Source organism: Rhodococcus sp. S3, assembly GCF_058211795.1.
In genome coordinates, this window is record NZ_CM177074.1 from 3,601,080 (window position 1) to 3,625,815 (window position 24,736).

23 protein-coding genes are annotated in these 24,736 nt (G+C 69.7%); 9 read left to right on the forward strand and 14 right to left on the reverse strand.

Annotated features, from left to right (window positions below; genetic code table 11):
- Together AC0LPE_RS16880 and AC0LPE_RS16885 are read right to left on the reverse strand one after the other, a co-directional pair.
- Positions 1–1,032, reverse strand: coding sequence for an aldo/keto reductase (locus AC0LPE_RS16880; RefSeq protein WP_088897643.1), 1,032 nt, complete (start codon positions 1,030–1,032; stop codon positions 1–3).
- A 155-nt stretch (positions 1,033–1,187) separates the two neighbouring features.
- Positions 1,188–1,874 (reverse strand): excalibur calcium-binding domain-containing protein, encoded by a 687-nt coding sequence (locus tag AC0LPE_RS16885; protein WP_490604862.1) that lies wholly within the window; start codon positions 1,872–1,874, stop codon positions 1,188–1,190.
- 144 nt (positions 1,875–2,018) lie between these two features.
- On the opposite strand from AC0LPE_RS16885, the gene AC0LPE_RS16890 reads away from it, so the two are divergent.
- A complete protein-coding gene (locus AC0LPE_RS16890) occupies positions 2,019–2,483 on the forward strand; it encodes a tRNA (cytidine(34)-2'-O)-methyltransferase (RefSeq protein WP_080597680.1) in 465 nt (154 codons plus the stop codon).
- Here AC0LPE_RS16890 and AC0LPE_RS16895 read toward each other — a convergent pair.
- From AC0LPE_RS16895 to AC0LPE_RS16905, 3 genes are read right to left on the reverse strand one after another with little or no spacing between them, the layout of a single operon-like run.
- Positions 2,480–2,788 (reverse strand): rhodanese-like domain-containing protein, encoded by a 309-nt coding sequence (locus AC0LPE_RS16895; protein ID WP_016692855.1) that lies wholly within the window; start codon positions 2,786–2,788, stop codon positions 2,480–2,482. The two genes, AC0LPE_RS16890 and AC0LPE_RS16895, sit on opposite strands and share 4 nt — an antisense overlap.
- Complete coding sequence (locus AC0LPE_RS16900) at positions 2,781–3,638, reverse strand: DUF4349 domain-containing protein (RefSeq protein WP_088897641.1); 858 nt, start codon at positions 3,636–3,638, stop codon at positions 2,781–2,783. The genes AC0LPE_RS16895 and AC0LPE_RS16900 overlap by 8 nt, the downstream gene beginning before the upstream one ends.
- A gap of 11 nt (positions 3,639–3,649) precedes the next feature.
- The gene (locus AC0LPE_RS16905) at positions 3,650–6,901 is read right to left on the reverse strand and encodes an error-prone DNA polymerase (RefSeq protein ID WP_490604863.1); all 3,252 of its coding nucleotides are present in this window, start codon (positions 6,899–6,901) and stop codon (positions 3,650–3,652) included.
- Positions 6,902–7,087: 186 nt separating this feature from the next.
- Between AC0LPE_RS16905 and AC0LPE_RS16910 the strand changes: the two genes are divergently transcribed.
- Positions 7,088–7,546, forward strand: coding sequence for an SRPBCC domain-containing protein (locus tag AC0LPE_RS16910; protein ID WP_490604864.1), 459 nt, complete (start codon positions 7,088–7,090; stop codon positions 7,544–7,546).
- Positions 7,533–7,865: an ArsR/SmtB family transcription factor gene (locus AC0LPE_RS16915; protein WP_490604865.1), complete on the forward strand. Its 333-nt coding sequence runs from the start codon at positions 7,533–7,535 to the stop codon at positions 7,863–7,865. The genes AC0LPE_RS16910 and AC0LPE_RS16915 overlap by 14 nt, the downstream gene beginning before the upstream one ends.
- Here AC0LPE_RS16915 and AC0LPE_RS16920 read toward each other — a convergent pair.
- Positions 7,859–8,764 (reverse strand): D-isomer specific 2-hydroxyacid dehydrogenase family protein, encoded by a 906-nt coding sequence (locus AC0LPE_RS16920; protein WP_258258630.1) that lies wholly within the window; start codon positions 8,762–8,764, stop codon positions 7,859–7,861. The two genes, AC0LPE_RS16915 and AC0LPE_RS16920, sit on opposite strands and share 7 nt — an antisense overlap.
- Positions 8,765–8,876: 112 nt before the next feature.
- Between AC0LPE_RS16920 and AC0LPE_RS16925 the strand changes: the two genes are divergently transcribed.
- The 4 genes from AC0LPE_RS16925 (at position 8,877) to AC0LPE_RS16940 (ending at position 14,465) form a co-directional block, all read left to right on the forward strand.
- A complete protein-coding gene (locus AC0LPE_RS16925; RefSeq protein WP_160874362.1) occupies positions 8,877–9,284 on the forward strand; it encodes a YciI family protein in 408 nt (135 codons plus the stop codon).
- Between the two features lie 28 nt (positions 9,285–9,312).
- Positions 9,313–10,452: a DUF6596 domain-containing protein gene (locus AC0LPE_RS16930; RefSeq protein WP_160874364.1), complete on the forward strand. Its 1,140-nt coding sequence runs from the start codon at positions 9,313–9,315 to the stop codon at positions 10,450–10,452.
- A gap of 74 nt (positions 10,453–10,526) precedes the next feature.
- On the forward strand, positions 10,527–12,056 hold the full coding sequence (locus AC0LPE_RS16935; protein ID WP_490604866.1) for a multicopper oxidase family protein: 1,530 nt from the start codon (positions 10,527–10,529) through the stop codon (positions 12,054–12,056).
- 285 nt (positions 12,057–12,341) lie between these two features.
- Positions 12,342–14,465 carry an MMPL family transporter gene (locus AC0LPE_RS16940; protein WP_490604867.1) on the forward strand — a complete coding sequence of 708 codons (2,124 nt, stop codon included), beginning with the start codon at positions 12,342–12,344 and terminating at the stop codon, positions 14,463–14,465.
- A 28-nt stretch (positions 14,466–14,493) separates the two neighbouring features.
- Here the strand turns inward: AC0LPE_RS16940 and AC0LPE_RS16945 are convergent, their stop codons facing one another.
- A complete protein-coding gene (locus AC0LPE_RS16945; RefSeq protein ID WP_160874368.1) occupies positions 14,494–15,372 on the reverse strand; it encodes a ferredoxin family protein in 879 nt (292 codons plus the stop codon).
- A gap of 55 nt (positions 15,373–15,427) precedes the next feature.
- Positions 15,428–15,952 (reverse strand): hypothetical protein, encoded by a 525-nt coding sequence (locus AC0LPE_RS16950; protein WP_160874370.1) that lies wholly within the window; start codon positions 15,950–15,952, stop codon positions 15,428–15,430.
- Positions 15,953–16,002: 50 nt separating this feature from the next.
- Here AC0LPE_RS16950 and AC0LPE_RS16955 point away from each other — a divergent pair, with 50 nt between their 5' ends.
- The gene (locus AC0LPE_RS16955) at positions 16,003–17,109 is read left to right on the forward strand and encodes an alcohol dehydrogenase catalytic domain-containing protein (RefSeq protein WP_160874372.1); all 1,107 of its coding nucleotides are present in this window, start codon (positions 16,003–16,005) and stop codon (positions 17,107–17,109) included.
- A 24-nt stretch (positions 17,110–17,133) separates the two neighbouring features.
- Here AC0LPE_RS16955 and AC0LPE_RS16960 read toward each other — a convergent pair whose 3' ends face one another.
- Genes AC0LPE_RS16960 through imuA' form a run of 4 tightly spaced genes read right to left on the reverse strand, consistent with a single transcriptional unit; the run spans position 17,134 to position 21,190 of the window.
- A complete protein-coding gene (locus tag AC0LPE_RS16960; protein WP_160874374.1) occupies positions 17,134–18,048 on the reverse strand; it encodes an exodeoxyribonuclease III in 915 nt (304 codons plus the stop codon).
- A gap of 11 nt (positions 18,049–18,059) precedes the next feature.
- Positions 18,060–18,836: an alpha/beta fold hydrolase gene (locus AC0LPE_RS16965; RefSeq protein WP_160874376.1), complete on the reverse strand. Its 777-nt coding sequence runs from the start codon at positions 18,834–18,836 to the stop codon at positions 18,060–18,062.
- Between the two features lie 15 nt (positions 18,837–18,851).
- Positions 18,852–20,432, reverse strand: coding sequence for a DNA polymerase Y family protein (locus tag AC0LPE_RS16970; RefSeq protein ID WP_490604868.1), 1,581 nt, complete (start codon positions 20,430–20,432; stop codon positions 18,852–18,854).
- Positions 20,429–21,190: a DnaE2-dependent mutagenesis accessory factor ImuA' gene (gene imuA', locus AC0LPE_RS16975; RefSeq protein WP_160874428.1), complete on the reverse strand. Its 762-nt coding sequence runs from the start codon at positions 21,188–21,190 to the stop codon at positions 20,429–20,431. Before imuA' ends, AC0LPE_RS16970 begins: the two co-directional genes overlap by 4 nt.
- Positions 21,191–21,464: 274 nt before the next feature.
- Here imuA' and AC0LPE_RS16980 point away from each other — a divergent pair, with 274 nt between their 5' ends.
- Positions 21,465–22,613 carry a serine/threonine-protein kinase gene (locus AC0LPE_RS16980; protein ID WP_051033010.1) on the forward strand — a complete coding sequence of 383 codons (1,149 nt, stop codon included), beginning with the start codon at positions 21,465–21,467 and terminating at the stop codon, positions 22,611–22,613.
- A gap of 94 nt (positions 22,614–22,707) precedes the next feature.
- Here AC0LPE_RS16980 and AC0LPE_RS16985 read toward each other — a convergent pair whose 3' ends face one another.
- Together AC0LPE_RS16985 and AC0LPE_RS16990 are read right to left on the reverse strand one after the other, a co-directional pair.
- Complete coding sequence (locus AC0LPE_RS16985) at positions 22,708–23,394, reverse strand: response regulator (RefSeq protein ID WP_120279934.1); 687 nt, start codon at positions 23,392–23,394, stop codon at positions 22,708–22,710.
- Positions 23,391–24,713: a PspC domain-containing protein gene (locus AC0LPE_RS16990; RefSeq protein ID WP_202399494.1), complete on the reverse strand. Its 1,323-nt coding sequence runs from the start codon at positions 24,711–24,713 to the stop codon at positions 23,391–23,393. Before AC0LPE_RS16990 ends, AC0LPE_RS16985 begins: the two co-directional genes overlap by 4 nt.
- Between the last annotated feature and the right edge of the window lie 23 nt (positions 24,714–24,736).

Here is a 24,736-nt window from a genome sequence, read left to right on the forward strand (position 1 = left end):
TCAGAGACCGAGCCCGGTGCCGTGGACGCCGTACTCGTCGATGACGGCGAGCTCGTCGTCGGTGAGCGGCGGGAAGCTCAGCGCCTCGAGGTTGTGGTCGAGCTGCCAGGTCGAGCTCGCACCGACCAGCGCCGAGGTCACGGCAGGCTGCCGGAGCACCCACTGCAGCGCCAGTTGGGCCAGCGACTGCCCACGCGACCGGGCGAGCTTGTCGAGTTCGGTGACGCGCTGCCGGTAGGTCTCGTCGATCACGTCCGGGGAGAGGAACGCGCTGTCCACCGCTCGCGCACCGTCCGGGATGGTCTCGAGGTACTTGTCGGTCAGAAGTCCCTGTGCGAGCGGCGAATACACGACGAGTCCGAAGCCGTCCTGCTCGGCAGCATCGAGCAGACCGTTCTGCTCGATGCTGCGGTCGAAGATCGAGTAGCGCGGCTGATGGACGAGCAGCGGGGCACCGGCTTCCCGCAGGAGTGCCGCGGCCTCGCGCGCACGGTCCGGTTGATAGTTCGAGATGCCGACGTAGAGCGCCTTCCCCTGCTCGACCGCGGAGACGAGTGCCCCGACGGTCTCCTCGAGCGGCGTCGACAGGTCCGGGCTGTGGCTGTAGAAGATGTCGACGTAGTCGGTGCCGAGATCACGCAGGCTGTGCTCGAGCGAGCCCAGCAGCGACTTGCGCGACCCGCCCTTCTGGTAAGGACCGGGACCGATCGGGTTGCCGGCCTTCGTCGACAGGATGATCTCGTCCCGGTAGGGCGCGAGGTCCTTGCCGAGGATCCGGCCGAAGTTCTTCTGCGCGGCGCGGTGCGGCGGACCGTACCGGTCGGCGTTGTCGAAGTGGGTGATGCCGAGATCGAAGGCGTGGAGGATGATCTCCCGCTGCGTCTCGAACGGATAGTCCGTACCGAACTTCTGCCACAGGCCGAACGAGAAGGCCGGCAGGTCGAGCCCGGACCGCCCCGAGCGACGGTAGGGAATCGTCTCGTAACGGTCCTCGGATGCGGTGTACGGAGTTTCGACGGTGCCGTGCGACATCGGGCGGGGTTCGCCTTTCGGTTCCAGCGGAATTCGGGTCCACGCCACTCGATCACGGGCGCTTCCGGACTGTCACCGGTTCCGCTCAGGCTGCGCACAATGCACCGTCACCGGTGTTCGGATGTGACAGGCACACCCGAACACCGGAGCGCGCACTACTTGTCGCAGGCGATGCCGTCGTTGTCCTTGTCGAGACGCGATGCGTATCCGGGTTCCCCGCGCAGAATCGGGGCAGCCCCTGCTGCTTTCGCCTCGGAGCAGTTCTTGTACGACACCGACGGTTGCTGCACCGGAGGTGGCGTGTACGCAGGAGCGGGCGGGGGCGTGTACTGCGTGACCGGCGGCGGGGTGTACTCGGGCGTCGGGGGCGGCGTGTACTCCGTCGTCGCCGGCGGAGTGTATGCGGGAGCGGGCGGCGGGGTGTACTCCGTCGTGGTTTCCACGACGGTCGTTCCGACCTGGGGAACCAACGGCACCACGGCAGGTGAGTCGGAGGTCGTGGTGGGCGCCGGTGTCGTCGTCCGAGGCGTCGTCGTGGTCGGAGCCACCGAACTGCTCGTCGTGGACACCACCGAGGAGGTTTCCGTCTTCGGTTCCTCGTCACCGACAGCGGCACCGAGCGCCACGAGTCCGACGAGGCCGGCGCCGAGCGCCCACGGCCATTTGCGTCGCTTCTGCCCACCTCCGGCAGGAGGATTGCCACCCTGGCCGACAGCCCCGAACACCTGCGTGGGGTCGCCGCTGCCCTTGGGCCTGGTCTGGTTCGTCCACTGCTGACCGTCCCAGTAGCGATCGATGGACGGGTCGTAGGGGTCGGGATGCCAACCGGCAGGAGGATTCATGCTCGATCCGTTCTGAGGAATACGTTCCGCAGAACGTCGCCGGTACCGATCGGTGTGTTACACCGACGATTCGGAAACCTCACCGAGGCAGGTGGGAGGGGCGTGCGAGCCGGGCCACACAGTGCCGACTTGTTAACCTGCATCGTGTTCAGAGTGATGTTCCACGAGCCGCGCATTCCCCCCAACACCGGCAATGCCATACGCATGGTCGCCGCGACCGGCGCTGAACTGCACCTGGTGGAACCCCTCGGCTTCGACCTGTCCGAGCCGAAACTGCGCCGTGCGGGCCTGGACTACCACGATCTCGCGTCGGTCACCGTGCACAGCAGCCTCGATGCCGCGTGGGCGGCGCTGGCCCCCGAGCGGGTGTTCGCGTTCACCGCGCACGGCACGTCGAGCTATGCGGAGATCGAGTACCGGGCCGGCGACGTGCTGCTGTTCGGCCCTGAACCGACCGGGCTGTCGCCCGAGGTGCTCGCCGACCCGCACATCACCGAACAGATCCGTATCCCCATGCTGCCCGGGCGTCGTTCACTGAATCTGTCGAACGCCGCAGCCGTCGCCTGCTACGAGGCGTGGCGGCAGCACGGTTTCCCCGGAGGGGTTTAGGCGCCGCTCTCCACCGGACGACCCGAGCGGGCCCATCCGTCGGTGCCGCCCGCGACGGACACGGCGTCGACTCCGCGACCGGCGAGATACTGCGCGGCCTGCAGACTGCGGCCACCCACGGCGCAGACGACGTAGACGGTGCCCTCGGTGGGGATCTCGTCGATCCGCGCGACGAACTCGCTGAGCGGGATGTTCGTGACGCCGGGTACGCGCACCTGGGCGTATTCGTCGCGTTCACGCACGTCGATGACGGTCGCCCCGTCGGTGAGCGCGGATTCGAGTGCGGCCAGGTCGACCTCACGCATCGCTGTCGGTCCTCTCGGTATCGGGCGTCCCGGTGGTTCCGGACGAACGTTCCCGTCGGGTGATGAGCCGGATGACCAGGTAGAGGACACCTGCACACACGAACAGGAACGCCACCCACGGTAGCGCGGCGCCGATACCGACCACCGCTGCCCCCAGCGCGGCCCACAGGCTGTTCCATCCTGCGACCAGCCCGTCCCAGAAACTGTCCTGCTCGGAGGGAAGGCGATCGGTGGTGATGTCGACGGTGAGCGTGGACAGTTCGATCCGGTCGCCCAGCTGACGTCGCTGCGCCTCGAGACTGTCGAGTTCGGCCTGTCGTTCGGCCAGGGCGGTCTCGGCGGCGATCAGTGCCTCGACGTCGGCCGACGATTCGAGCAGTGCCCGCAGGCGGTCCACCGAGGCCCGCAACGCCCCTACTCGGGCTTCGAGATCGGTGTACTGCATCGTCACGTCGTCGCGGGTGGTGCTCAAGCTCGTGACACGGCCGAGCGTGCGGATCTCGTCGACGACCTCGTCGAGCCGCTCGGCGGGCACCCGCACCGTGAGCATGCTGCTCGTCTCCGGTTGTTCGGTGAGCGAGTCGACGCGCCCACCGGCCTCCTCGACGACCGTCACGACCCGGCGGCCGGTCGCCACGGGATCGCCGGCATCCATCTCGAGGTAGCCGGTGACGACCTCCTTGCGGTCGGACTCCTCGGCGGGTTGCGACTCGCGGAGACCGCCGTCGACGATCGCGGGTGCCGAGATCGCCGGCGCGGACGCCGAGGAGCCCTCGCCTCCCCCACCCTCGTCGCAGCCGGTGACGACCAGCGCGAACAGAGCCAACGACACCAGCGACAGGCGTTTCACACTCGGCGATGCTAGCGAAAGTCGCGTGATCTGCTCGGCATTCGCAGATCCATGGCTTCGAGATGGTCGGCGAGGAGCGTGACCACCCCCTCGGCGTTCTGGAGCCGGCCGCGGACGAGCAGGGCGGGAGCGGTGTGGGCCACCGTCCGGTAGCGCGCCCACAGGCCGACCGAGCACACCACGTTCACCATTCCGGTCTCGTCCTCGAGGTTGAGGAAGGTGACACCGGCGGCGGTCGCCGGTCGCTGCCGGTGGGTCACGGCCCCGCCGACGAGGATGCGTGTCCCGTCGGGGACCTGCAACAGGTCAGCGGCCGGGATCACCCCGAGTTCGTCGAGCCTCTCGCGCAGGAACTGCGTCGGATAGCTGTCGGGCGAGATTCCCGTGGCCCAGACGTCGGCGGCGGCGAGTTCGAGAGCGCTCATGCCCGGCAGGGCCGGAGCCGGCACCGTCCCGATCCCGGGAAGCCGTCCGGGGCGTTGTGCCGCGGCCGGGGCCGCACCCCAGAGGGCTTCGCGGCGGGTGACACCGAACGAGGAGAACGCTCCTGCGGTGGCCAGTGCCTCGACCTGCGCGGTGGTGAGACCGACGCGGGCGGCGAGGTCGGCGGGCGAGGTGTACGGGCCGTGGGCACTGCGTTCGGTCACAATGCGTTCGGCGAGATCGTCGCCGATGTGCCGCACCGTCGCCAGGCCGAGCCGGACCTCGCGACCCTCGTTCTCGAGGGTGGCGTGCGCGAGGCTCGCCCCGATGTCGGGGCCGTGGACGACCACACGGTGACGTCGGGCATCGGCGACCAGCGATTGCCGCGAGTAGAAACCCATCGGCTGAGCACGCAGCAGGCCCGCGCAGAACGCTGCGGGATGGTGCAGCTTGAACCACGCCGAATAGAACACCAGCGAGGCGAAGCTCTGCGAGTGGCTCTCGGGGAAACCGAAATTCGCGAAGGCGTAGAGCTTCTCGTAGATGCGGTCGGCGACGTCTCCCGTGATGCCGTGCAGGTCCCGCATGCCCTGATAGAGACGTCCTCGCAGACGCTCCATCTTCTCCGTCGACCGTTTCGATCCCATGGCGCGACGCAACCGGTCGGCCTCCGCCGCGGTGAATCCCGCGGCGTCGACGGCCATCTGCATGAGCTGCTCCTGGAAGAGCGGAACGCCGAGGGTGCGTTCGAGGGCATTCTCGAGGCACGGATGGTCGTAGGTGACGGGTTCGAGACCGTTGCGCCGCCGGATGTAGGGGTGCACCGAACCGCCCTGGATAGGGCCGGGCCGGATGATGGCCACCTCGATGACCAGATCGTAGAAGCAGCGCGGCTTCAACCGCGGCAGAGTGGCCATCTGCGCCCGCGACTCCACCTGGAAGACGCCCACCGAGTCGGCGCGGCACAGCATCTCGTACACCCCCGGTTCGGAGAGGTCGAGGTGCGCGAGATCGACTCGGACGCCTTCGTGTTCGTCGACGAGGTCGATCATGTAGTGCAGCGCGGAGAGCATGCCGAGGCCGAGCAGATCGAACTTCACGAGACCCGCTGCGGCACAGTCGTCCTTGTCCCACTGCAGGACGGTGCGCCCTTCCATCCGCGCCCACTCGACGGGGCACACGTCGGCGACGGGCCGGTCGCAGATCACCATGCCGCCCGAGTGGATGCCGAGATGCCGTGGGAGACCTTCGATCTGTTCGGCGAGATCGAGAACCGTCTCCGGGATCCGTTCGTCGGTCTCGACCCGCACCCCACCCCACCGGCCGATCAGCTTGCTCCACGCGTCCTGTTGCCCCTGTGAGTATCCGAGGGCACGGGCCATGTCGCGGACGGCGGAACGACCGCGGTAGGTGATGACGTTCGCGACCTGCGCGGCATTGATCCGTCCGTACTTGCGGTAGACGTACTGGATCGCCTCCTCGCGCCGGTCGGATTCGATGTCGAGGTCGATGTCGGGTGGACCGTCGCGTTCGGGCGACAGGAAGCGTTCGAACAGCAGCTTGTTGCCGACGGGGTCGACGTTGGTGATGCCGATCGCGTAGCAGACCGCCGAGTTGGCGGCCGACCCTCTTCCCTGGCAGAGAATGTCGTTCCGCTTGCAGAAGTCGACGATGTCGTGGACGACGAGGAAGTATCCCGGAAACCCCAGCCGGCCGACGACGTCGAGTTCGTGTTCGATCTGCCGATAGGCGTCGGGGCGGCGCTCGACCGGACCGTAACGGCGACGCGCCCCGTCGTAGGTGAGTTCGCGCAGCCAGGTGAACTCGGTGTGCCCGTCGGGAACATCGAAGGGCGGCAGTTTCGGTGCGACGAGACGCAGGTCGAAGGCGCATTCACGACCCAGTTCGGCGGCATGGTGCACGGCACCCGGAAAGGCCTCGAACAGCCGTGCCATCTCCTCCCCCGACCGCAGGTGCCCGCCGCCGGTCGGCGGGATCCGGCCGACGGCGTCGTCGAGACTCTGCCGGCCGGAGATCGCCGCCACGGCCATCGCCAGACGTCGCCGACGGGGGTGCGCGAAGTGCGCCGCCGTGCTCGCGATGCACGGAATGCCGTGTCGCCCGGCAAGTTCGAAGAGGGCTGCGTTGCGTTCGTGGTCGTCGGGATATCCGTGACGGGTGAGTTCGACGGTCACGCGGTCGGCACCGAACCGGTCGACGAGGTCGAGCAATGCCGCCTCGGCGGCAGGGACCCCGCCCGTGGCGAGCGCTTGTCGCAGGTGCCCCCGACGACAACCGGTGAGGATCTGCCAGTGCCCACCGGCAGCATCGGTGAGCGCGTCGTAGTCGTACGTCGGGTTGTTCTTCTCCCCTCCCGCGAGGTGGGCGTCGGCGATCTGCCGCGACAGGCGTCGATAGCCCTCCTGACCGCGGGCGAGGACGAGCAGGTGCGCATCGTCGAGGCCCAGCTCGGCTCCGAAGACGGTGCGGATGTCGAGTTCGCGTGCGGCTTCGGCGAATCGCACCGCTCCGTACAGTCCGTCGTGGTCGGTCACCGCGAGGGCCTCGAGTCCGAGTCGTGCCGCCTCCTCGGCGAGCTCCTCCGGCGTGGAGGCACCGTCGAGGAAGCTGAACGCGGAGTGGGCGTGCAGTTCGGCGTAGGGCACGACCGGTCCCTGCGGACGCCGGACCCGCGCCTCGTACTCGGTGCGGGTGCGCGACCACGCCGGGCTGTCGCTCCCGTCGCCGGGATGTTCGGCATCGCGACGGGAAGTGCCGGGTCGTCCCGAGAGCACACGTTCCATCTCCGACCAGGTCGGCGGACCGTTTCCCCATCCCACTCCGGCACCTCCTCGACCGGTCCAGTATCGCACATGTGTTCGAACAAGACGTTCGAACGCGTGCAGTTCTCGTCGACGTATCCCGGCGTGTCGCGACGAGAACTGCACGATCGACTGCAACCGGGGGGTTGCATCATAGGCGACATGGTGCAACCCTGGAGTTGCATTCCCATCGGAGGAGAAGTCATGACCGACGAACTCGACCGCATCGAACGCGACATCACCATCGACGCCCCCGTCGACCGGGTGTGGGCACTCGTGGCCGAACCCGGCTGGTACATCAACGACAACGAGTGGACCGAGCACCGCCTCGAACACGACGGAGATCTCACCACCGTGCACGATCCGGTCCACGGCGCCTTCGTCTTCCGCACCGTGACCCTCGACGAACCGCACTACGCGGCCTTCCGCTGGCTCGCCGACCACACCGATCCCGACAGTCCGTCGACCCTCGTCGAGTTCCGGCTCACCGCACTCGACACCGGCACGACCGAATTACGCGTCACGGAAAGCGGATTCGACTCCCTGCCCGGCGACGCGAGCGAACGCCGCACCCGCTTCGAGGAGAACTCCCGCGGCTGGACCACCGAACTGGAGATCGCCAAGCACCATCTCGAGAAGGACGGAAGCGTTGCCCGACGCTGAGTTCTCCGCCGACCTGCATCCCGTCTTCGCGGCCCTGGCCGACGACACCCGCTGGCGCATTCTGCAGCGACTGGGCCGGTCTCCGGCGTCGGCGTCCGGGCTCGCGGCCGAGTTCACGGTCTCCCGTCAGGCCATCGCCAAGCATCTGGCGGTGCTCGAACGGTGCGGTCTCGTGACCTCCGAGCGCGCCGGGCGGGAGATCCGTTTCTCCGCCGTCGGATCGCGGCTGAGCGCGGTCGGGCGTGCGATCGAGGCGGTGGGGGCCGGTTGGGACCGTCGCCTGTCCGTGATCAAGAAGGCGGCCGAACGGCCTCAGTAACCCGCGTTCGGATCGACCCGGGCGATCAACTCCTCGCCCGCGACGAACCGGCGCACGTTCTCCTCGAGGGTCGGCGCGAACGTCTGTGTCAGCCGACTGCGCGTGTTGGCGATGTGCGGCGTGATCACGGCGTTGTCGAGATCCCACAGCGGATGACCGTCGGGCAACGGTTCGGGATCGGTCACGTCGAGGACCGCCCCGGCGATCGCGCCGTCCCCGAGGGCCTTCACCAGCGCGTCGGTGTCGACGAGGTTGCCCCGCGCGACGTTCACGAGCCACGCCGACCCGGGCATCGCCGCGAGCGCGGCGGCGTCGACGAGATGATCGGTCTCGGCGGTCGCGGGTGCGGCGACGACGAAGTGATCGGCCATCGACCACACCTCCGAGGTGCGGTCGGCCGGCAGCGTGACCTTCGCGCCGTCGACGGGACGCCCCGAACGATTGACCGCGACGACGTCCGCGCCGAGGGCATGCAGGCGCGGGATCATCGCCCGGCCGATACCGCCGCATCCGACGATGGCCACCGTCGAGCCGTGGAGGGTCCGCACCCGCGGGTCGAGAACGTCCTTGGTCCACCGCTTCGCGGCGACCGAGGCGTGGAACTGCCGCAACCCCACGAGCAACGCTCCCACCGCGTACTCGGCCACGTTGTCGGCGTACACGCCGGACGCATTCGCCCACAGCCGCCGGTCGTCGATCACGCCCGCCCGGAAGAACGGTTCGATACCCGCGTAGGTGAGCTGCACCCAGCGGACCCGGTCGGGCAGATCCGGGAACTCCTCGGCGCTGCCGTCCCACACCAGGGCGTCGGCCTCGTCCAGTTCGGAGAGAGTTCCACCGCCGGAGACGATCGCGGCGGCGAGGTGTTCGTCGTGGCCCGGTCCGAGATGAATACGCATGCCGCGACCCTAACCTCGAATCGTTCGCGGAGGGATGTCGAGAATCCGGAAGCGACTCCGTCTCCTCCATGAACGCGGCCACAATGAGCCGTACCGCACGGAGGAGAACATCATGGCCAAGTACCTGCTGCTCAAGCATTACCGCGGCGCCCCGGCAGCGGTGAACGACGTCCCCATGGATCAGTGGGAGCCGGAGGAGGTGTCGGCCCACATCCGGTACATGCAGGATTTCGCCGCCCGTCTCGAGAGCACCGGTGAGTTCGTCGACGCGCAGGCACTCTCCCCGGAGGGTGCCTTCGTCCGCTACGACGGTGAGGGACGTCCCCCGGTCACCGACGGGCCGTTCCCGGAGACGAAGGATCTCATCGCCGGGTGGATGGTGATCGACGTCGACGGCTACGACCGGGCACTGGAACTGGCTGCCGAACTGTCGGCCGCGCCGGGAGCCGGTGGGAAGCCGATCCACGAATGGCTCGAGGTGCGCCCGTTCATGTCCGAACCGCCGACCGTCACGGAGTGACGTCATGGACACCGTCACGGAGTGAGATATGGACGACGCGTTGCTGCGCACGCTCGTCCCCACCGTGATCGGCATCCTCGTCCACCGCGGAGCGGATTTCGCGTCGGCCGAGGATGCCGTGCAGGACGCGCTCGTCGAAGCCCTGCGGGTGTGGCCGGAGGATCCGCCGCACGACCCGAAGGGCTGGCTGGTCGCAGTGGCGTGGCGCAGATTCCTCGACACCGTGCGCGCCGATGCGTCCCGCCGACGCCGCGAGATCCTCGTCGACACCGAGCCCCGGCCCGGTCCGGGCACACCGGTGGACGACACGCTCGCGTTGTACTTCCTGTGTGCCCACCCGTCGCTCACGCCCGGCTCGGCGGTCGCGCTCACCCTGCGGGCCGTCGGTGGGCTGACCACCCGGCAGATCGCGCAGGCCTATCTCGTCCCGGAGGCGACGATGGCCCAACGCATCAGCCGGGCCAAGCGCACGATCGCGGACGTCCGGCTGGATCGGCCGGGCGACGTCGCGACGGTGCTGCGGGTGCTCTATCTCGTGTTCAACGAGGGCTATTCGGGTGACGTCGACCTGGCCACCGAGGCCGTCCGGCTCACGCGCCGGCTGGCAGCGGTGATCGATCACCCGGAGGTGTCGGGTCTGCTCGCGCTGATGCTGCTCCACCACGCCCGGCGAGCGGCGCGCATCCGGCAGGACGGCAGTCTCGTCCCGCTCGCCGAACAGGACCGCAGCCTGTGGGACACGCGCATGATCTCGGAGGGCGTGGAGATCCTGCAGGCCGCGCTCGCCCGCGACCGGCTCGGCGAGTTCCAGGCGCAGGCCGCCGTCGCCGCCCTGCATGCCGACGCGCGCACCGCGGAGGAGACCGACTGGGTGCAGATCGTCGAGTGGTACGACGAGCTCCTGCAGTTCACCGACAACCCGGTGGCCCGCCTCAACCGTGCCGTCGCGGTCGGTGAGGCCGACGGACCCCACGCCGGTCTCGCAGCGATGGCCGAGCTCGACCCCAGCCTGCCCCGGTACACGGCGGCCGCGGCGTATCTCCACGAACGCGCCGGCGACACCGTCACGGCGGCCCGGCTCTATGCGGAGGCCGCGCACCTGGCGACCAGCATCCCCGAACGCGACCATCTCGTGCGGCAGGCGGCACGACTGCACCGCGTTTCCTGAGGTTCCGTCAGGGTTCTCCCCCACCACGAAATCCGGTGTCACGCCGGATGTGCCGACGGTGTGGGAGAACGAGCATGGGTGTCGTGAAACTCCTGGTGCGTCTGCTCGCCATACCCTTCGTGCTCTTCATCGCGTTCGTGGCGGTCATCGGTGGCCTGGCCGTCCACGCGTGGACCACGCGCGCGCTCGACACCACCGGACGCGTCGACTTCGACACCGCCCTGCGCATCCCTCCCGTCGAGTCGGGCACCGTCGACGCCGACGGCACGCGCGTGTTCGACCTGACCATGCGGCGCGGCACGACCGACCTCGGGCACGGCCCCGACACCCGGACGTGGGGCGTGAACGGCAGCTATCTCGGACCCACCCTCCGCGCCGTGCGCGGAGAGAACGTGCGCGTGAACGTCACGAACGAGCTCGGCGAGACGAGCACGATGCACTGGCACGGCATGCACCTGCCCGCGGCGATGGACGGCGGACCGCATCAGCCGATCGAGCCGGGAACGACGTGGTCACCGTACTGGACCGTCGATCAACCGGCCGCGACCCTCTGGTACCACCCGCACCTGCACGGTTCCACCGCCGCGCACGTGTACCGGGGTGTCGCGGGCATGTTCCTGATCGACGAGCCCGGCACGTCGCCGCTCCCCCACGACTACGGGGTCGACGACATCCCCCTCATCGTCCAGGACCGGAAGTTCGACAGCGACCAGCTCGACGACAGCAACGCGATCTTCGCCGATGTCGGCACGCTCGGCGACGAGATCCTCGTCAACGGCACACCGCGGCCGTTCCTGGACGTCGCTACCGAGACGGTCCGGCTCCGGGTGCTCAACGCGTCGAACGCGCGCGTCTACAACTTCTCGTTCGACACCGGGATGCCGTTCCTCGTCGTCGGCAGCGACGGTGGTCTGCTCGAGGAGCCGCGGGCCGTCCGCAGTCTCCAGTTGTCGCCGGGTGAGCGCGCCGAGATCGTCGTCCGGCCGGAAGCAGGTTCGAGGCACGTGCTGCGCAGCACCCCGCCCGAGCTGAAGGCCGGCTTCTGGCAGGACCGCTTCTCCGGTGGCGACGACCGCATGGACGTCCTCGAGCTGCGGGCGGCACCCGTCCTCAGGTCGTCGGCCGCGATCCCGGAGAGACTGACCACCCTTCCGGAGCTCGGGGAACCGAGCAGCACCCGCCGCATCGACCTGACCTCGTCGACGACCATCAACGATCGCGAGATGGACATGGGCCGGATCGACGAGGTGGTCGTCGCCGGCACCACCGAACTGTGGGAGGTGCGCAACGTCAGCGGCACGATCCACAACTTCCACATCCACGACGTGCAGTTCGAGATCCTCGGCATGACCGGGGTGAGTCCCGACCATCCGTCCCTGGCCGGTCGCAAGGACACCGTCTTCGTCCCGCCGGCGGCGACCGTACGGCTGCTCGTTCCGTTCGGTCGCCACACCGATCCGGCGATACCGTACATGTACCACTGTCACCTGCTCGAACACGAGGACAGCGGCATGATGGGGCAGTTCGTGGTGGTCGGCGCCGACGAGGTGCACGACGTGACGCAGGCGGCCGGCACGGCCCACCATGCCCACGACGGCGGGTGAACCCGGTCACGTCCGGCAGGGCCGGGAATGGATCCTTGCCCAGCCCTGTTGAGGAGTGTGGATCGGCGCGTCGCGTACGCCCCGGAGCCAATGAGAAACCGCCTTCGTGGAATACCGTCCGGCTGGAGCCACGTTGCGCAACGTGCCGTGAGGCATCCGGCGCGTCGGTCCACCTACTTCCTCCCCTGATCTCGCGGCCGTTCCGGCCGAGCAGAGTGAAGCCCTCCCACTCCACGCCAGTACAGTTGCCGATCGTCACAATCGTCAGCGGAACCGGGAGTGGGCATGAGTCGCTGGGCCGAGATCGTCGTCACCAGGAGCCGATGGGTACTGGCGATCGTGCTGCTCGTCGTGCTCTTCGCCGGCGCCTGGGGCGTCGGGATCTTCGGCAAGCTGACCGGCACGGGCTACTACGACCCGAACAGCGAGGCCGTCGAGGTCGAGCAGATCATCTACGAGAACTTCGGGTCGCAGGCCGCGGACATCATCGCGCTCTACACCGCACCCGAGGGACGCACGGTCGACGACATCCGTCCCGACATCGAGAGAACCCTCGCCGAGTTCCAGGACGCCGTCCCCGCCGAGTCGATTCAGACCTACTGGACCGCTCCGCCGCCGATGAACCAACTGCTGCTGTCCACCGACCAGCGCAGTGTCGCTGCCTCGATCACGCTCGGCGCGAACTCCGGACTCACCGCCGCGAGCTTCCCCGAAGCCCTCGACCTGCTCGAGGTGCCCGGCGTGGAATCGCAGTTCGCCGGCAACACCGTGGTCGCGATCGAGTTCACCGACACCCTGGAGAGCGATCTCGTCCGGTCCGAGCTCATCGCGGTGCCCATCACGCTGGTGCTGCTGGTGTTCATCTTCGGCGGGGTGATCGCCGCTGCGGTCCCGGTCTTCGTGGGTGTGCTCGCGATCTTCTCGTCCCTCGCCACCCTGCGCCTGCTGTCGAACTTCACCGAGGTGTCGTCGTACGCGCTGAACATCACGTCACTGATCGGTCTGGGTCTGGCGATCGACTACGGCCTGTTCATCGTCAGCCGCTACCGCGAGGAACTCGCGGCCGGTTCGGACGTCACCTCGGCGGTCAAGCGGACGATGTCCACCGCCGGTCACACCGTGATGTTCTCCGCTGCCCTGCTGATCTGCGCGTTCGCGGGCATGCTCGTCTTCCCGCAGACGGTGCTGCGGTCGCTCGGCCTCGGGGCCATGGCCGCCGTCCTCGGTGCCGCCGTCCTGTCGCTGACTGCCGTTCCCGCGCTGCTGACAATGCTCGGCCACCGCATCAACGCGTGGACCTGGGACCGTGAGACCTCCACCCGCGCCGAAGCGCGGGCGCGCCGCTTCTGGGGCGGGGTCGTCCGCAAGGTCGTGCGCCGTCCCGCCCTGATCGCGGTGGTGATCACCGGCGGTCTCCTCGTACTCGCGTCACCCGTGTTCGAAGCACGGTTCGGGGAGATCGAGTACACCGCGCTGCCCGAGGACAGCCAGGCTCGCGCGGCCACCCAGACCTTGCTCGACGAGTTCCCGAGCACCGGCAACGGCGCCACGCTCGTCCTGCGCGGTGAGAACGGACAGGCCCCGGACAGCGCTGCCGTGCGCACGGTGTCCACCGAGGTCGCCAAGGTCGACGGCATCTCCCAGACCGTCATCGTCGGGCAGGAGTCCGACGTGGTGGTCCTGCAGGGCCTCTACGCGCAGGGCGTGGACGGCACCGCACGGGCGAGCGAGATCACCGGCGAACTGCGCGCCCTGGACGTGCCGGAGGGCACCGACCTGCTCGTCGGCGGTGGCCGGGCCCTCGTCGACGACGCCAATCAGGCCGTCTCGGATTCGCTGCCCTGGATGATCACGATCATGGTGCTCTCGACCCTGGTGCTGCTGTTCCTGGCATTCGGGTCGGTGGCACTGCCGATCAAGGCGGTGCTCATGGCGGCACTGAGTCTCGCCGCGACCTTCGGCGTGCTGACCTGGGTGTTCCAGCTGGGCCACGGTGCTTCGTGGCTGCACGTCGTTCCCGCGGCGATGGAGCCGACCTTCGTCGTCCTCATCCTCGCCGTGGTCTTCGGCCTGTCGACCGACTACGAGGTCTTCCTCATGTCGCGCATGATGGAGGCCCGCGCGGCCGGGGCGAGCACGGTAGAAGCCGTCGAGTACGGCATCTCCCGCACCGGACGTGTCGTCACCGCCGCTGCACTGCTGCTGATCGTGGTCACTGGCGCCTTCACCATCTCCGGCCTGTCGATCATGCGGTTCCTCGGCGTCGGCATGATCGTCGCGCTGATCATCGACGCGACGATCGTGCGCATGCTGCTCGTGCCGTCGCTGGTCAAGCTCATGGGCGAGGCCAACTGGTGGGCACCGGCATGGATGAAGCGCGTGCACGCGAAGGTCGGGCTGGGTCATTAGACCGCAAGGCGGCCGGTGTTCGGGGTCGCTACAGCGGCGTGATCGTCGTCGCGACGACGGGACGCGCCGGCTTGGCCGCGGCACCGCAGCTCGCCGGCCGGGCCGGTAGTTCCGAGGTCTCCACCCCGACCCGCCATGCCCGGCCGTCGCGGTGACGCACGATCGGCTCGTCCCCGTCCTCGACCGTCACGGCGTCGATCGCGAACTCGTCGATCGCCTCGCGCACCGCGATCTCGGCGGACTGCCCGGCCGCACCCCAGGTGCTGCGACCCCGCAGGCCGGCCGCGTGGACGTGTCCGTTCCGGGCGTCGCGGACCGCGGCGAGACTGTCGTCCTCGTCGAGCCGTCCGTAGGTGTACCCGGTCGGCAGCATGATCATCGACGGCGCGAAACGGTGTCCGCCGGTGTGCGAGCACTCCCACACGTCCTGCCCGAACTCGGCGGTCAGAGCCGCCGCGATCGGACGCCCCAGCACAGCGCAGCACCGGTCCCGTTTGCCGTGGGCACACACCAGGGCGATCGGGTCCTGCACGGCGGCACCGATACCGGGGGCGGGACCCGCGAGCACGCGCGGGACGATGTCGAGCAGCTCCGCCGGCTCGGTGATCTCGAGCCGCTCGCACCAGGTGTTCCCCGGTTCGGTGCGGGCCAGCAGGACGGTCCGGGTCTCCCGCACCACGTCGCGGCCGGGTCTCCGGATGAACAGGATCCGCACGTCCGCGACCTTCGCCCGGGCGGACAGCTCGTCCGACAACTCTGTGCCGAGGGCGGTGCCGTCGAGCACGTCGCGTCCCCAACCCGTCGGCACCTCGAGACACACGTAGCCGGGCGCGGTGGCCGCCGTACCGGGCAGCGGCTCGTCGAGCGCGGACAGTGCGGAACAGGTGGGCGCGGCAATGGTGGTCACGCGGACATTGTGGCCCGGACACCCTCGTGACGGCCCGGCACCCCGCGGTGACCGGTCAGCCGCGGCGAAGAAGCCGCCGTGCCGCACCGCCCCACATCCGCAGGAATCCCTGCGACAGGTACGTGAAGCTGCCCAGCGCCAGCACCCACTTGGTGACGCTGACGGTCGAGGCGGCCCGGACCGTCCGGTCGTCGATCCGGGTGCGGTGATCCAGCAGGTACAGGCCGACGACGTTCTCGACGTAGTCCCCCGCCGCGGCGACGACCGGCGCCGCCATCAGGATCCGACGCGTGCGCGGCGACAGCGGGCGGTGCTTGTCGAGCGAGCGCGCACCGGCCCGCAGCGCGATCGCGAAGGTCGCCGGGTGGACCATGTCCCAGTAGTAGTGCTCCCGGTAGCGCTCGATCTCCTCGGGACCGAGATCGTCGAGGATCTTCCGGTACTTCGCGGCCGAGAAGGTGGTCTGGACGGTGCCCACCGTCGGCGCCGTGGAGCCGAGGACCCGGCCGATGTTCGCCTGGGACACGAGGAAGACGGCGGCAGCACCGATGAGGAAGCGGTCCGCCCGAGTGAGTGTCATGCTCGTGATGCTAGGGGCAGAGAATCCGCGACCCTACGGAAGGGAGACCCGTGCAGATCACCGGAGCAGTCCTGGAGGAGATCGGACGTCGACGCCGGTACGAGGAGTCCACCCCGCTCAGCGTGGACCTTCTCGAACTCGACCCACCGGGACCGGGTGAGGCGCTGGTCGAGATCGAATGCGCGGGTGTGTGCCATTCCGATCTGTCCGTGGTCGACGGCAACCGGCCCCGGCCGGTGCCCATGCTCCTCGGGCACGAAGCGGCCGGACGCATCGTCGAACTCGGCGACGACACCACCGGCTTCTCCGTCGGCGAGCGGGTCGTCATGACCTTCATGCCCCGCTGCGGCGAATGCGAGGGCTGCGCGAGCAACGGCATCCGCCCCTGCATCCCGGGATCGGCCGCGAACGCTGCGGGGACCCTGCTGTCGGGCGCCCGGCGGCTGCACCGCGACGGGAACGACGTCCACCACCACCTGGGAGCATCGGCCTTCGCGACCCACGCCGTCGTCGACACGCGGTCGCTCGTCGGTGTCGGCGACGACGTCCCCGCCGAGGTCGCCGCGCTGATGGGCTGTGCCGTGCTGACCGGTGGCGGTGCGGTCGTCAATGCTGCTCGTCCTCAGGCCGGGGACACGCTGGTCGTCGTCGGTCTCGGCGGAGTCGGCATGGCCGCGCTGCTCGTGGCGCTGGCCCACGACGACGTCACCGTGATCGCCGTCGACACCTCCCCCGACAAGCGCGACACGGCACGCTCGTTGGGAGCACAACTCGTGCTCTCACCGGACGAGGCCGTCGGACAGGGTGTGAAGGCACGACTGGTCATCGAGGCCGCGGGGAGCGTGCCCGCGCTCACCACGGCGGTCGCGCTCACCGGACCGGGAGGCACCACGATCACCGTCGGACTACCTGCGCCCGACGCCCGGCTCGAGATCTCGCCCACCGCTCTCGTCGGCGAGGGTCGCTCGCTGGTGGGCAGCTATCTCGGCTCCGCCGTCCCGGCCCGCGACATCCCCCGCTTCGTGGACATGTGGCGCGAGGGGCGACTGCCGGTCGAGCGGCTCGTCACCGACCGTCTGCCGCTGGACCGGATCAACGAGGCGATGGACGCCCTGGCCGACGGAACCGCCCTCCGTCAGATCCTCACCATGGACTGAACATCCATCCATGTCCCCGTCGGTTCAGATGTCGTAGTCCACGACGACCGGCGCGTGATCGCTGATCCTCCGGTCGGGCGCCGGATCGCGGTCGGTCCCTGCGGAGATCGCGGTCCGGGCCAATCGCGGGGTGGCGAGGTGGTAGTCGATCCGCCACCCTGAATCGGAGGTGAACGACTCCCCCAGCCACGACCACCACGAGTAGGGACCGTCGACCTCGGGATGATGCCGGCGGACGACGTCGACGAGCGTGCGCGGCGACAGCAGCGAATCGAACCAGGCGCGTTCCTCGGGCAGGAAACCCTCGGCCTGCCCGCGACGCCGCCAGTTGCGCACGTCGTAACGCGTGTGGGCGACGTTGAAGTCACCCATGATCAGGAACTCCCGCCCCTGGGCGCGCGCCGCGAGCCGGCTACGGGTCAGCTGCCGGGCGAAGGCCGACAGGAACCGCATCTTGCGCTGGTAACGCACCCCACCGTCCGGCTCGTCGCGCATGCGCCCGGGCTTCTGGAGGTGCGCCGGGAGCCCACCCTTCGGCAGGTACAGCGACGCCACGGTGATCGGCGCGTCGGCGAGATCCACCTCGACGTACCGCCCCTCGTGGGCGAATTCGGACAGTCCGCGAGCCAGCGGTCCCCGATCGAACTCGATCCGGTCGACGTGTTCCTCACCGGGAAGTCGCAGCAGTGCGGTGCCGCTCCAGGCGCGCACGGCGGCGGGTTCGTGCAGGGTCAGGATCCCGACGCCGTTGCGGCCGGGAAGGGTGCCCTCGTCGTAGGCGAGGTGGTACTTGCCGAAGACACCCTGCGGGATCGCGGCCGCCGGAGCACGTACCTCCTGCAGGGCCACTACGTCGGGGTTGCGCTCACGCAGCCAGTTCTCGAATCCGCGTCGCTGTGCGGCGCGGATTCCGTTGATGTTGAAGGTCGCGATGCGCACGATCGTCCAGTCTAGGCAACCGTTCGATCCGTGAGGAACGGGACGACCGCCGCCGCGAAATCGCGGGCACGGTCGCGATGGATGCTGTGCCCGCAGCCGACCTCCCGCACGGATGCCGAAGGCAGCGCCTCGACTGCCGCCGTCAGCAGGCGCGGGTCGACCATGCTGCCGCGCCGCACTCCGCGCAACAGCAGGGTGGGGGCGGTGAGGGACGGAAGGTGCTGCCACCACACCGGATTCGGCGTGTGGAACTGGGCGACGACCGACGGTGTCATCGAACGGTCGAAGGCGGTGACCGCGCGCGGGTTGAGCGCCATGCTGGTCGCGGCGTGCCACAGCTCCGCGGGAGTCGGGCGGTGGGCCGGCACCTCCGGAACCGGATCCCCCTCCCGCAGCGGCAGGGGTGTCTCCTCGAGGACGAGCCGTCGGACGAGGCCGGGATTCTGTTGCGCGACCAGCGATCCCACGTGACCGCCGAGCGAGTGTCCGACGAGATCGACGGCCTCGACGTCGAGGTGGGCGCACAAGCCGGCGACGTCGGCGGCGAACTCGCCGAAACGGTACGAGGGGGCCCGGCCGCTGCGTCCGTGCCCGCGCAGGTCGACGGTGACCACCCGTCGGCCCGCCTTCACCAGGGCTCCGGCGAACCGGGTCCACGTGCGCCCGTCGCCACCCATCCCGTGCACCAGCAGTACGGGCACGGAACGGGCGGCGGCAGCGGAGGGTGCGAACTCGCGATATGCGAGGGCGACCCCGTTCGGCGCGGCGGTGAGGACCGGAGATCTCATGATGCTCGAGCCTACTCAGTCGTAGACGCCCTCCACCCGCCAGCCGTCGGCACCGAAGAACACCAGCAGGGCCCGTGATTCCTCGAGCAGCACCTGCAGACGGGCGGCGCACCGGGCCGCGGCCGGATCCCACCAGTACTCGTCCACCGGCCACGGACCGGCCCATCCGATCACCGTCCAGCTGCGACTTCCCCATCGCAGCCGAGCAGGTGACCCGCTGAGCAGTCCGCGCTCGGTCACCGAGACCGGATTTCCCACGTCGTCGTCCAGCCGGATCGCGGGAGGTGTGTGCAACACCAGTGCGGGAGCCGGGGGCGGGAGCCGGCCCGGCCACGATGCGTCCGGGTCGGAGTGCGGTATCGCCTCGTCGCCGACGGGCACGAGGACGATCCGTTCGGTGGGTCCCCGGCCGCCGCCGAGCACCCCGATCCGGACGGCGTCCCCACCGAGCAGGCCCTGCACCCGGACGAGCGCCCGACGTGCCCGTTCGTCCTCGTCGCCGACACCGCCCCACAACCCGAGTTGCAGCGCACCGGCGGCGACGACCTCGACCGGTTCGAGACGCAGCAGCACGATTCCCGCCGTGGGCCGGTTCGTGTTGCGGCCGGTGAGCCATCCGTCGAGCTGCCAGCGCACACGATCGGCCGTGCCCTCGGGGGTGAGCGGTTCGGCGCAGCGCCAGGTGCGCGCGAGCTCCTCCCCGGCCCCGGTGCGTGCCGTCACGAGCAGTCGCGTGCACGCGACTCCCGCCGCCGCGAGCCGGGTGTGGAGCAGTTCGGCCAGTGCGCGACCGGCGAAGGCCGCGGCGTCGACGCGCTCCACCGGCGGGTCGCAGGGCTGCTCGACCGTCAGGTCCGGAGGGATCGGCCGTCCCGACGGAGGACGTTCCGGCAGGCCCCGTGCGCTCCGGTGCGCAGCGACGACGTCCGCGTCGAAGCGTGAGGCCACATCGATCGAGGACAACGCGGCGAACGCTCCGATGGTGCGGATACCGAGGCGACGCAACAGATCCACCGTGTCGGCCCGTCGAGGAGCCGCCAGCGCCGGTTCCACCGCGAGATACGAGACCGGCAGCGGCGCCAGGAACTCGGCGCATCTCCCCGTCGGGACCAGTGCGTTCCGTCGCGCGGCGAGGACCGCGGTGGACAGCTCGTCGGCGACACCGACCTGGCATTCCACGCCGGTCGCCGCGACCGCGTCGATCAGGGTCTCCGCGGCGGCCTCCTCCGAGCCGAACCACCGGACCACCCCGCGCGCGGCGAGGACCACCAGACCCGGGCGCAGCACCTCCACGCCCGGGGCCACCGCATCGATCGCGGCCACCACCGCCTCGAACGTCCGCGCTTCCAGGTCGGGATCCGAGCGGGCCACATGCAGTTCCGGGCAGCGGGCCTGCGCCTCACGCCGTCTCAGGCCGCGCCGGACACCCGCGGCCCGCGCCGAGGCCGAGCAGGCGACGACACGATTCGCCGAGACCACCGCCACCGGGACGGTCGCGGGCAGCTCCGCGGCGGTGGCGGCGGCGACCGCGGGCCAGTCGGGGCACCAGAGGGCCACGACCCGCGCGGGTGCCCGTCGGGAGGACGAGTCGTTCACCGGACCGCTTTACGGAAACGCCCGTCCTCCAGCCGATTCCGCTCCTCGCTCGCCCACTCGACGGCACTGCGGTCGGCGCACACCTCCACTCGGGTGGCGCGCGGAGGGAATGCCCGCCCGTGCGCTCGGACCGACAGACGGGTCGCGCACAGCCGGTCCCGGCCGGGACCGTCCACACCCCGGTAACCGTCGACCCGCGCCTCCAGTCGCACGTGGGCACCTTCCCAGCGACCGTCCGTGACCACGAGGACGGACTGCTTGCTCCGCGCCCGGGCGGCGACCGCACGAGTACGGGACGGGGGCACCGATGCCCCACCGAGTCCCAGCACCACCAGGTCGATCCCGTCGAGCAGCACCGCGGCGATCTCCACGGGATCCGGTCCGGGATCGGGGATCACGGCCAGCCGGTGCAGGCGGGCTCCCATCTCCGCGGCGGCGAGCAGACCCAGTCGGCGCTGACCGATCACGGCGGCATACCCGCCGGAGGCCGTCACGGACGCGAGCATCCCGAGGAGGAGGGAGGTGGCGCCGGACACCGAGACGACGCTGCCGCGCACCAGTCCGCCCTGCGGCAACAGTTCCGCGAGCGGAGCCGGGACGGGCAGGATGCGGTCGGAGGGGGCCTCGACCCGGCCTCGCGCGACGGACTGGATCTCGCCCCGCGCCGGCACTGCCGCGATCCGACGTCGCAGTGCCTCGATCCGCTCCGCGCGACCCGCTTCCTCGTCGTCCACCGGAAATTCGGCCACCTCGCCCACTGTCACCCCTGTCATCCGCCTGCCGTCTGACACACACGACCGGCCGACCACGGGGAAGTCGTGGCCCGGCTCGCACTCTATTCGAACATACTTTCGATCTTCATCAAGTAGAACCGACCCGAATCCTTCCCGTCAAGCCGGAAGCACCACCCCCGCCGGTGACCACAGTGCAGCTCACCCGTTTTTCGGCCGGGGCGAACACCTCCGATCGACTACTCTCGATCGAGTGGCGGAGCAGGCGTGGGTAGGACGGGCCGTAGGGCCGGATCACTTGGTGGCCGGTCGATATCGGCTCGACTCCAAGCTCGGCGGTGGCGGCATGGGTGCCGTCTGGCTCGCCCGCGACAACCGTCTGGGCCGCGACGTCGCCGTCAAACAGGTGATCTCCACCGCAGACCTCGATCCCGACGAGGCCGAGGATCTCCGCCGCCGCGCGCTCCGGGAGGGCCGGGCCGCCGCCCAGCTCGCCCACGAGCACGCCATCTCGATGTACGACATGGCTCTGCACTACGGCGAACCGTGGCTCGTCATGGAGCACCTGCCGTCCCGCAGCCTGGCGCAGGTGATGAACGTCGTCGACACCCTCCCGCCGTACGTGGTGGCGCAGATCGGCGCGAATGTCGCCGACGCCCTGACCGCCGCGCACGCCGCTGGGATCGTCCACCGCGACGTCAAGCCCGGCAACATCCTCATCGCCGAGCGCGGCCGCGACGCCGGCATCGTGAAGATCAGCGACTTCGGCATCGCCCGCGCGAAGGGCGACAACGACCCCGACGGCGTGATCATCGGCACCCCCGCCTATTTCGCGCCCGAGGTCGCGCGCGGCAACGACCCCACCGAGGCCAGTGACGTCTTCTCGCTCGGCGCGACCCTCTACACCGCGGTGGAAGGGCAACCACCCTTCGGTTTCGAAACCGACTCGATCGCGTTGCTGCACCGGGTCGCCCGGGCCGAGATCATCATGCCCACGCACACCGGTCCGCTCACCGAGCCCCTGCTCGAGATGCTCCAGCCCGATCCGGCGCGACGCCCGACGATGGCGCAGGCGCGCGATCTCCTCGCCCGCGTGGTCCTCGGACCGAGCGGATCGGCGGCGGCCCTGCGCGGCCGTCCCATCCAGAACGAGGACGGCACGATCCCGTCGTGGGCACAGCGTTCCGCGCACTTCGCCGAACCCGCACGTCCCCGCGGTTCCTTCGTCGACCGCCCCCTCGGTGCCGCGACGCAGGCCGCCGGTGGTCCGAAGAAGTCGGCGAAGGGTTTCGCCCCGGCGGATCTGCTCGACCGTCTGCTCCCGAAGGGTCCCGTGCCCGACAACCCGCAGGACCGCATCGTCGCCTATGCACCCCTGGCGATGGCGGCGATGGTCGCGGTGATCGTGGTGGCGCTGCTCATCGCCGTCATCATCGCGCTGATCGTCTGATCCGCCCCAGCTCCGCAGTTCTCGTCGACGATCTCGCGCGCGAGCGACGAGAACTGCACGCCGCCGGCATCGGCACGACGAGCACCGGTCACGCTCAGTCGATGCGGCGGCGGTGCGCCCAACGGGTCAGCGCGTTGCGGTTCGACTGCTGCGTCTTGCGCAGGACGTTCGACGCGTGGGTCTCGACGGTCTTCACCGAGATCACGAGTTCCTCGGCGATCTCGCGGTAGGTGTAGCCGCGAGCGAGCAGGCGCAGCACCTCGAGTTCCCGTGGGGTCAGCGAGTCGAGCTCGGGATCGAGGGGCGGTTCCGGCGCGGCCGACCGGCCGGTGAACGAGTCGAGCACGAAACCGGCCAGGCGCGGACTGAACACGGCGTCTCCCCCGGCGACCCGCCGGACGGCGTCGGCCAGATCCGGACCGGAGATCGTCTTCGTCACGTACCCGCGGGCGCCGGCGCGAATGACGGCGATGACGTCCTCGGCCGCGTCGGACACGCTGAGCGCCAGGCACACCGGGCCGTCCGGGATCCGCTGGAGGACGGCGACACCGCCACCGTCGGGCATGTGGACGTCGAGGAGCACGACATCCGGCTTGGTCGCCTCGATCCCGGCGACGGCCTCGGCGACCCCTCCGGCCTCGCCGACGATCTCCATGTCGGCCTCGCGCCCCAGTTCGGTGCGCACTCCGGAACGGAAGACCGCGTGGTCGTCCACCAGGAAGACACGATAGGGACGGTTGTTCTCGGTGGCATCGGACGATGTCGCCGGAATCGAAGTCACTGTGTCTGCTCCTCGGGGTGGGGGTCGTTCACCCCCCACTCTAAGGTCGACTCGGTGTCCTGTTCGCGTTCGGTCTCCGGCCGGCCGGCGCGCGGCACATGGATGCGCACCTCGGTTCCCTTTCCGGGACTCGACTTCACGACCGTCCGGCCGCCGCGACGTTCGATGCGCGCGCGGATGGACTTGGCCAGACCCTGCCGGTCGGCCGGCACCTCGTCGGGATCGAATCCGACGCCGCGATCGCGCACGAACACGCTCACCTGATGCGGTTCCACCTCTGCGAAGAGGTCGACGCTGTCCACTCCGGCGTGCTTGGCGGCATTGACGAGCGCCTCGCGGGTCGCGCCGAGCACGGCGGTCGCGGCCTCGGGGGTCAGATCGCTGTCGTCCGGCGCGACGTCGCCGACGATGACGGGTTGGACGGACAGGCCGTACTGGTCCTCCACCTCACCGGCGATGGTGCGCAGCGTCTCGGCGAGCGAGGTGCTCGGCGTCTCGTCCCCGCCGAACAGCCAGCGGCGCAGTTCGCGTTCCTGGCTGCGTGCCAGTCGCACGACCTCCTGCTGGTCGCCGGCCTGCTTCTGGATGAGCGCGAGGGTCTGGAGCACCGAGTCGTGCAGGTGCGACGCGATCTCCTCGCGCTCCTCGTTGCGCACCCGGGCGGCACGCTCGGTCTCGAGGGCACGCCACATCCGGATCCACAGCGGCACCGACAGCAGGGCCGCGCCGACCAGCGTGACCACCACGGCGACCAGCGACGAGCGCAGCGCCGCGACGTCGACCTGCGCGATGACCATCACCCCGAGTCCGGTGACTACGAGGGTCAGGCCGCCGAGTACGCGAGCCCACGTGAGGACCGTCGGATGCGCGGGCAGCCCGAGCACCGATCGGGGGCCTTCGACGTCGAATTCACGCCACACGAGCGCCGCACCGACGACCACCACGACGATCGGCAGCACCACGCCGGCGGCACCACCACTGAACAGCCACGAAAGACCCACCGCCAGCCCGATACCCATGAAGGCGAGACCGATGGCACGGCGACGTTCGGGGCCGGTGGGGCGATCGGTGTCGGAGCCGGGGGGCACGAACATCCACAGCAGGCCGTAGGCCGCGATCCCGAAGCCGCCGAGGGCGGCGAGCACCGTGAACGCGACCCGCACCTTGGTGGCGTCGATGCCGAGATGGTCGGCGACGCCACCGGCCACACCGCCCACGATGCGACCGCCCACCCGCCGTTCGAGGCGGGGAACGGTCACGGGTAGTCCAGGTACCGGTTGCACACCTCGATACTGGCACGGCGATCGCCGGCCCGGCATCGGGGACGAACCCTGATGTCCGG

Bases quoted from the DNA above. Each gene is read 5' to 3' on its own strand.
- AC0LPE_RS16895 (WP_016692855.1), bottom strand. From the start codon at position 2,788: ATGCGTGAGGTCGACCTGGCCGCACTCGAATCCGCGCTCACCGACGGG.
- AC0LPE_RS16990 (WP_202399494.1), bottom strand. From the start codon at position 24,713: ATGCCGGGCCGGCGATCGCCGTGCCAGTATCGAGGTGTGCAACCGGTA.
- AC0LPE_RS16925 (WP_160874362.1), top strand. From the start codon at position 8,877: ATGGCCAAGTACCTGCTGCTCAAGCATTACCGCGGCGCCCCGGCAGCG.
- AC0LPE_RS16965 (WP_160874376.1), bottom strand. From the start codon at position 18,836: ATGAGATCTCCGGTCCTCACCGCCGCGCCGAACGGGGTCGCCCTCGCA.
- AC0LPE_RS16910 (WP_490604864.1), top strand. From the start codon at position 7,088: ATGACCGACGAACTCGACCGCATCGAACGCGACATCACCATCGACGCC.
- AC0LPE_RS16880 (WP_088897643.1), bottom strand. From the start codon at position 1,032: ATGTCGCACGGCACCGTCGAAACTCCGTACACCGCATCCGAGGACCGT.
- AC0LPE_RS16950 (WP_160874370.1), bottom strand. From the start codon at position 15,952: ATGACACTCACTCGGGCGGACCGCTTCCTCATCGGTGCTGCCGCCGTC.
- AC0LPE_RS16935 (WP_490604866.1), top strand. From the start codon at position 10,527: ATGGGTGTCGTGAAACTCCTGGTGCGTCTGCTCGCCATACCCTTCGTG.
- AC0LPE_RS16885 (WP_490604862.1), bottom strand. From the start codon at position 1,874: ATGAATCCTCCTGCCGGTTGGCATCCCGACCCCTACGACCCGTCCATC.
- AC0LPE_RS16930 (WP_160874364.1), top strand. From the start codon at position 9,313: ATGGACGACGCGTTGCTGCGCACGCTCGTCCCCACCGTGATCGGCATC.
- AC0LPE_RS16920 (WP_258258630.1), bottom strand. From the start codon at position 8,764: ATGCGTATTCATCTCGGACCGGGCCACGACGAACACCTCGCCGCCGCG.
- AC0LPE_RS16940 (WP_490604867.1), top strand. From the start codon at position 12,342: ATGAGTCGCTGGGCCGAGATCGTCGTCACCAGGAGCCGATGGGTACTG.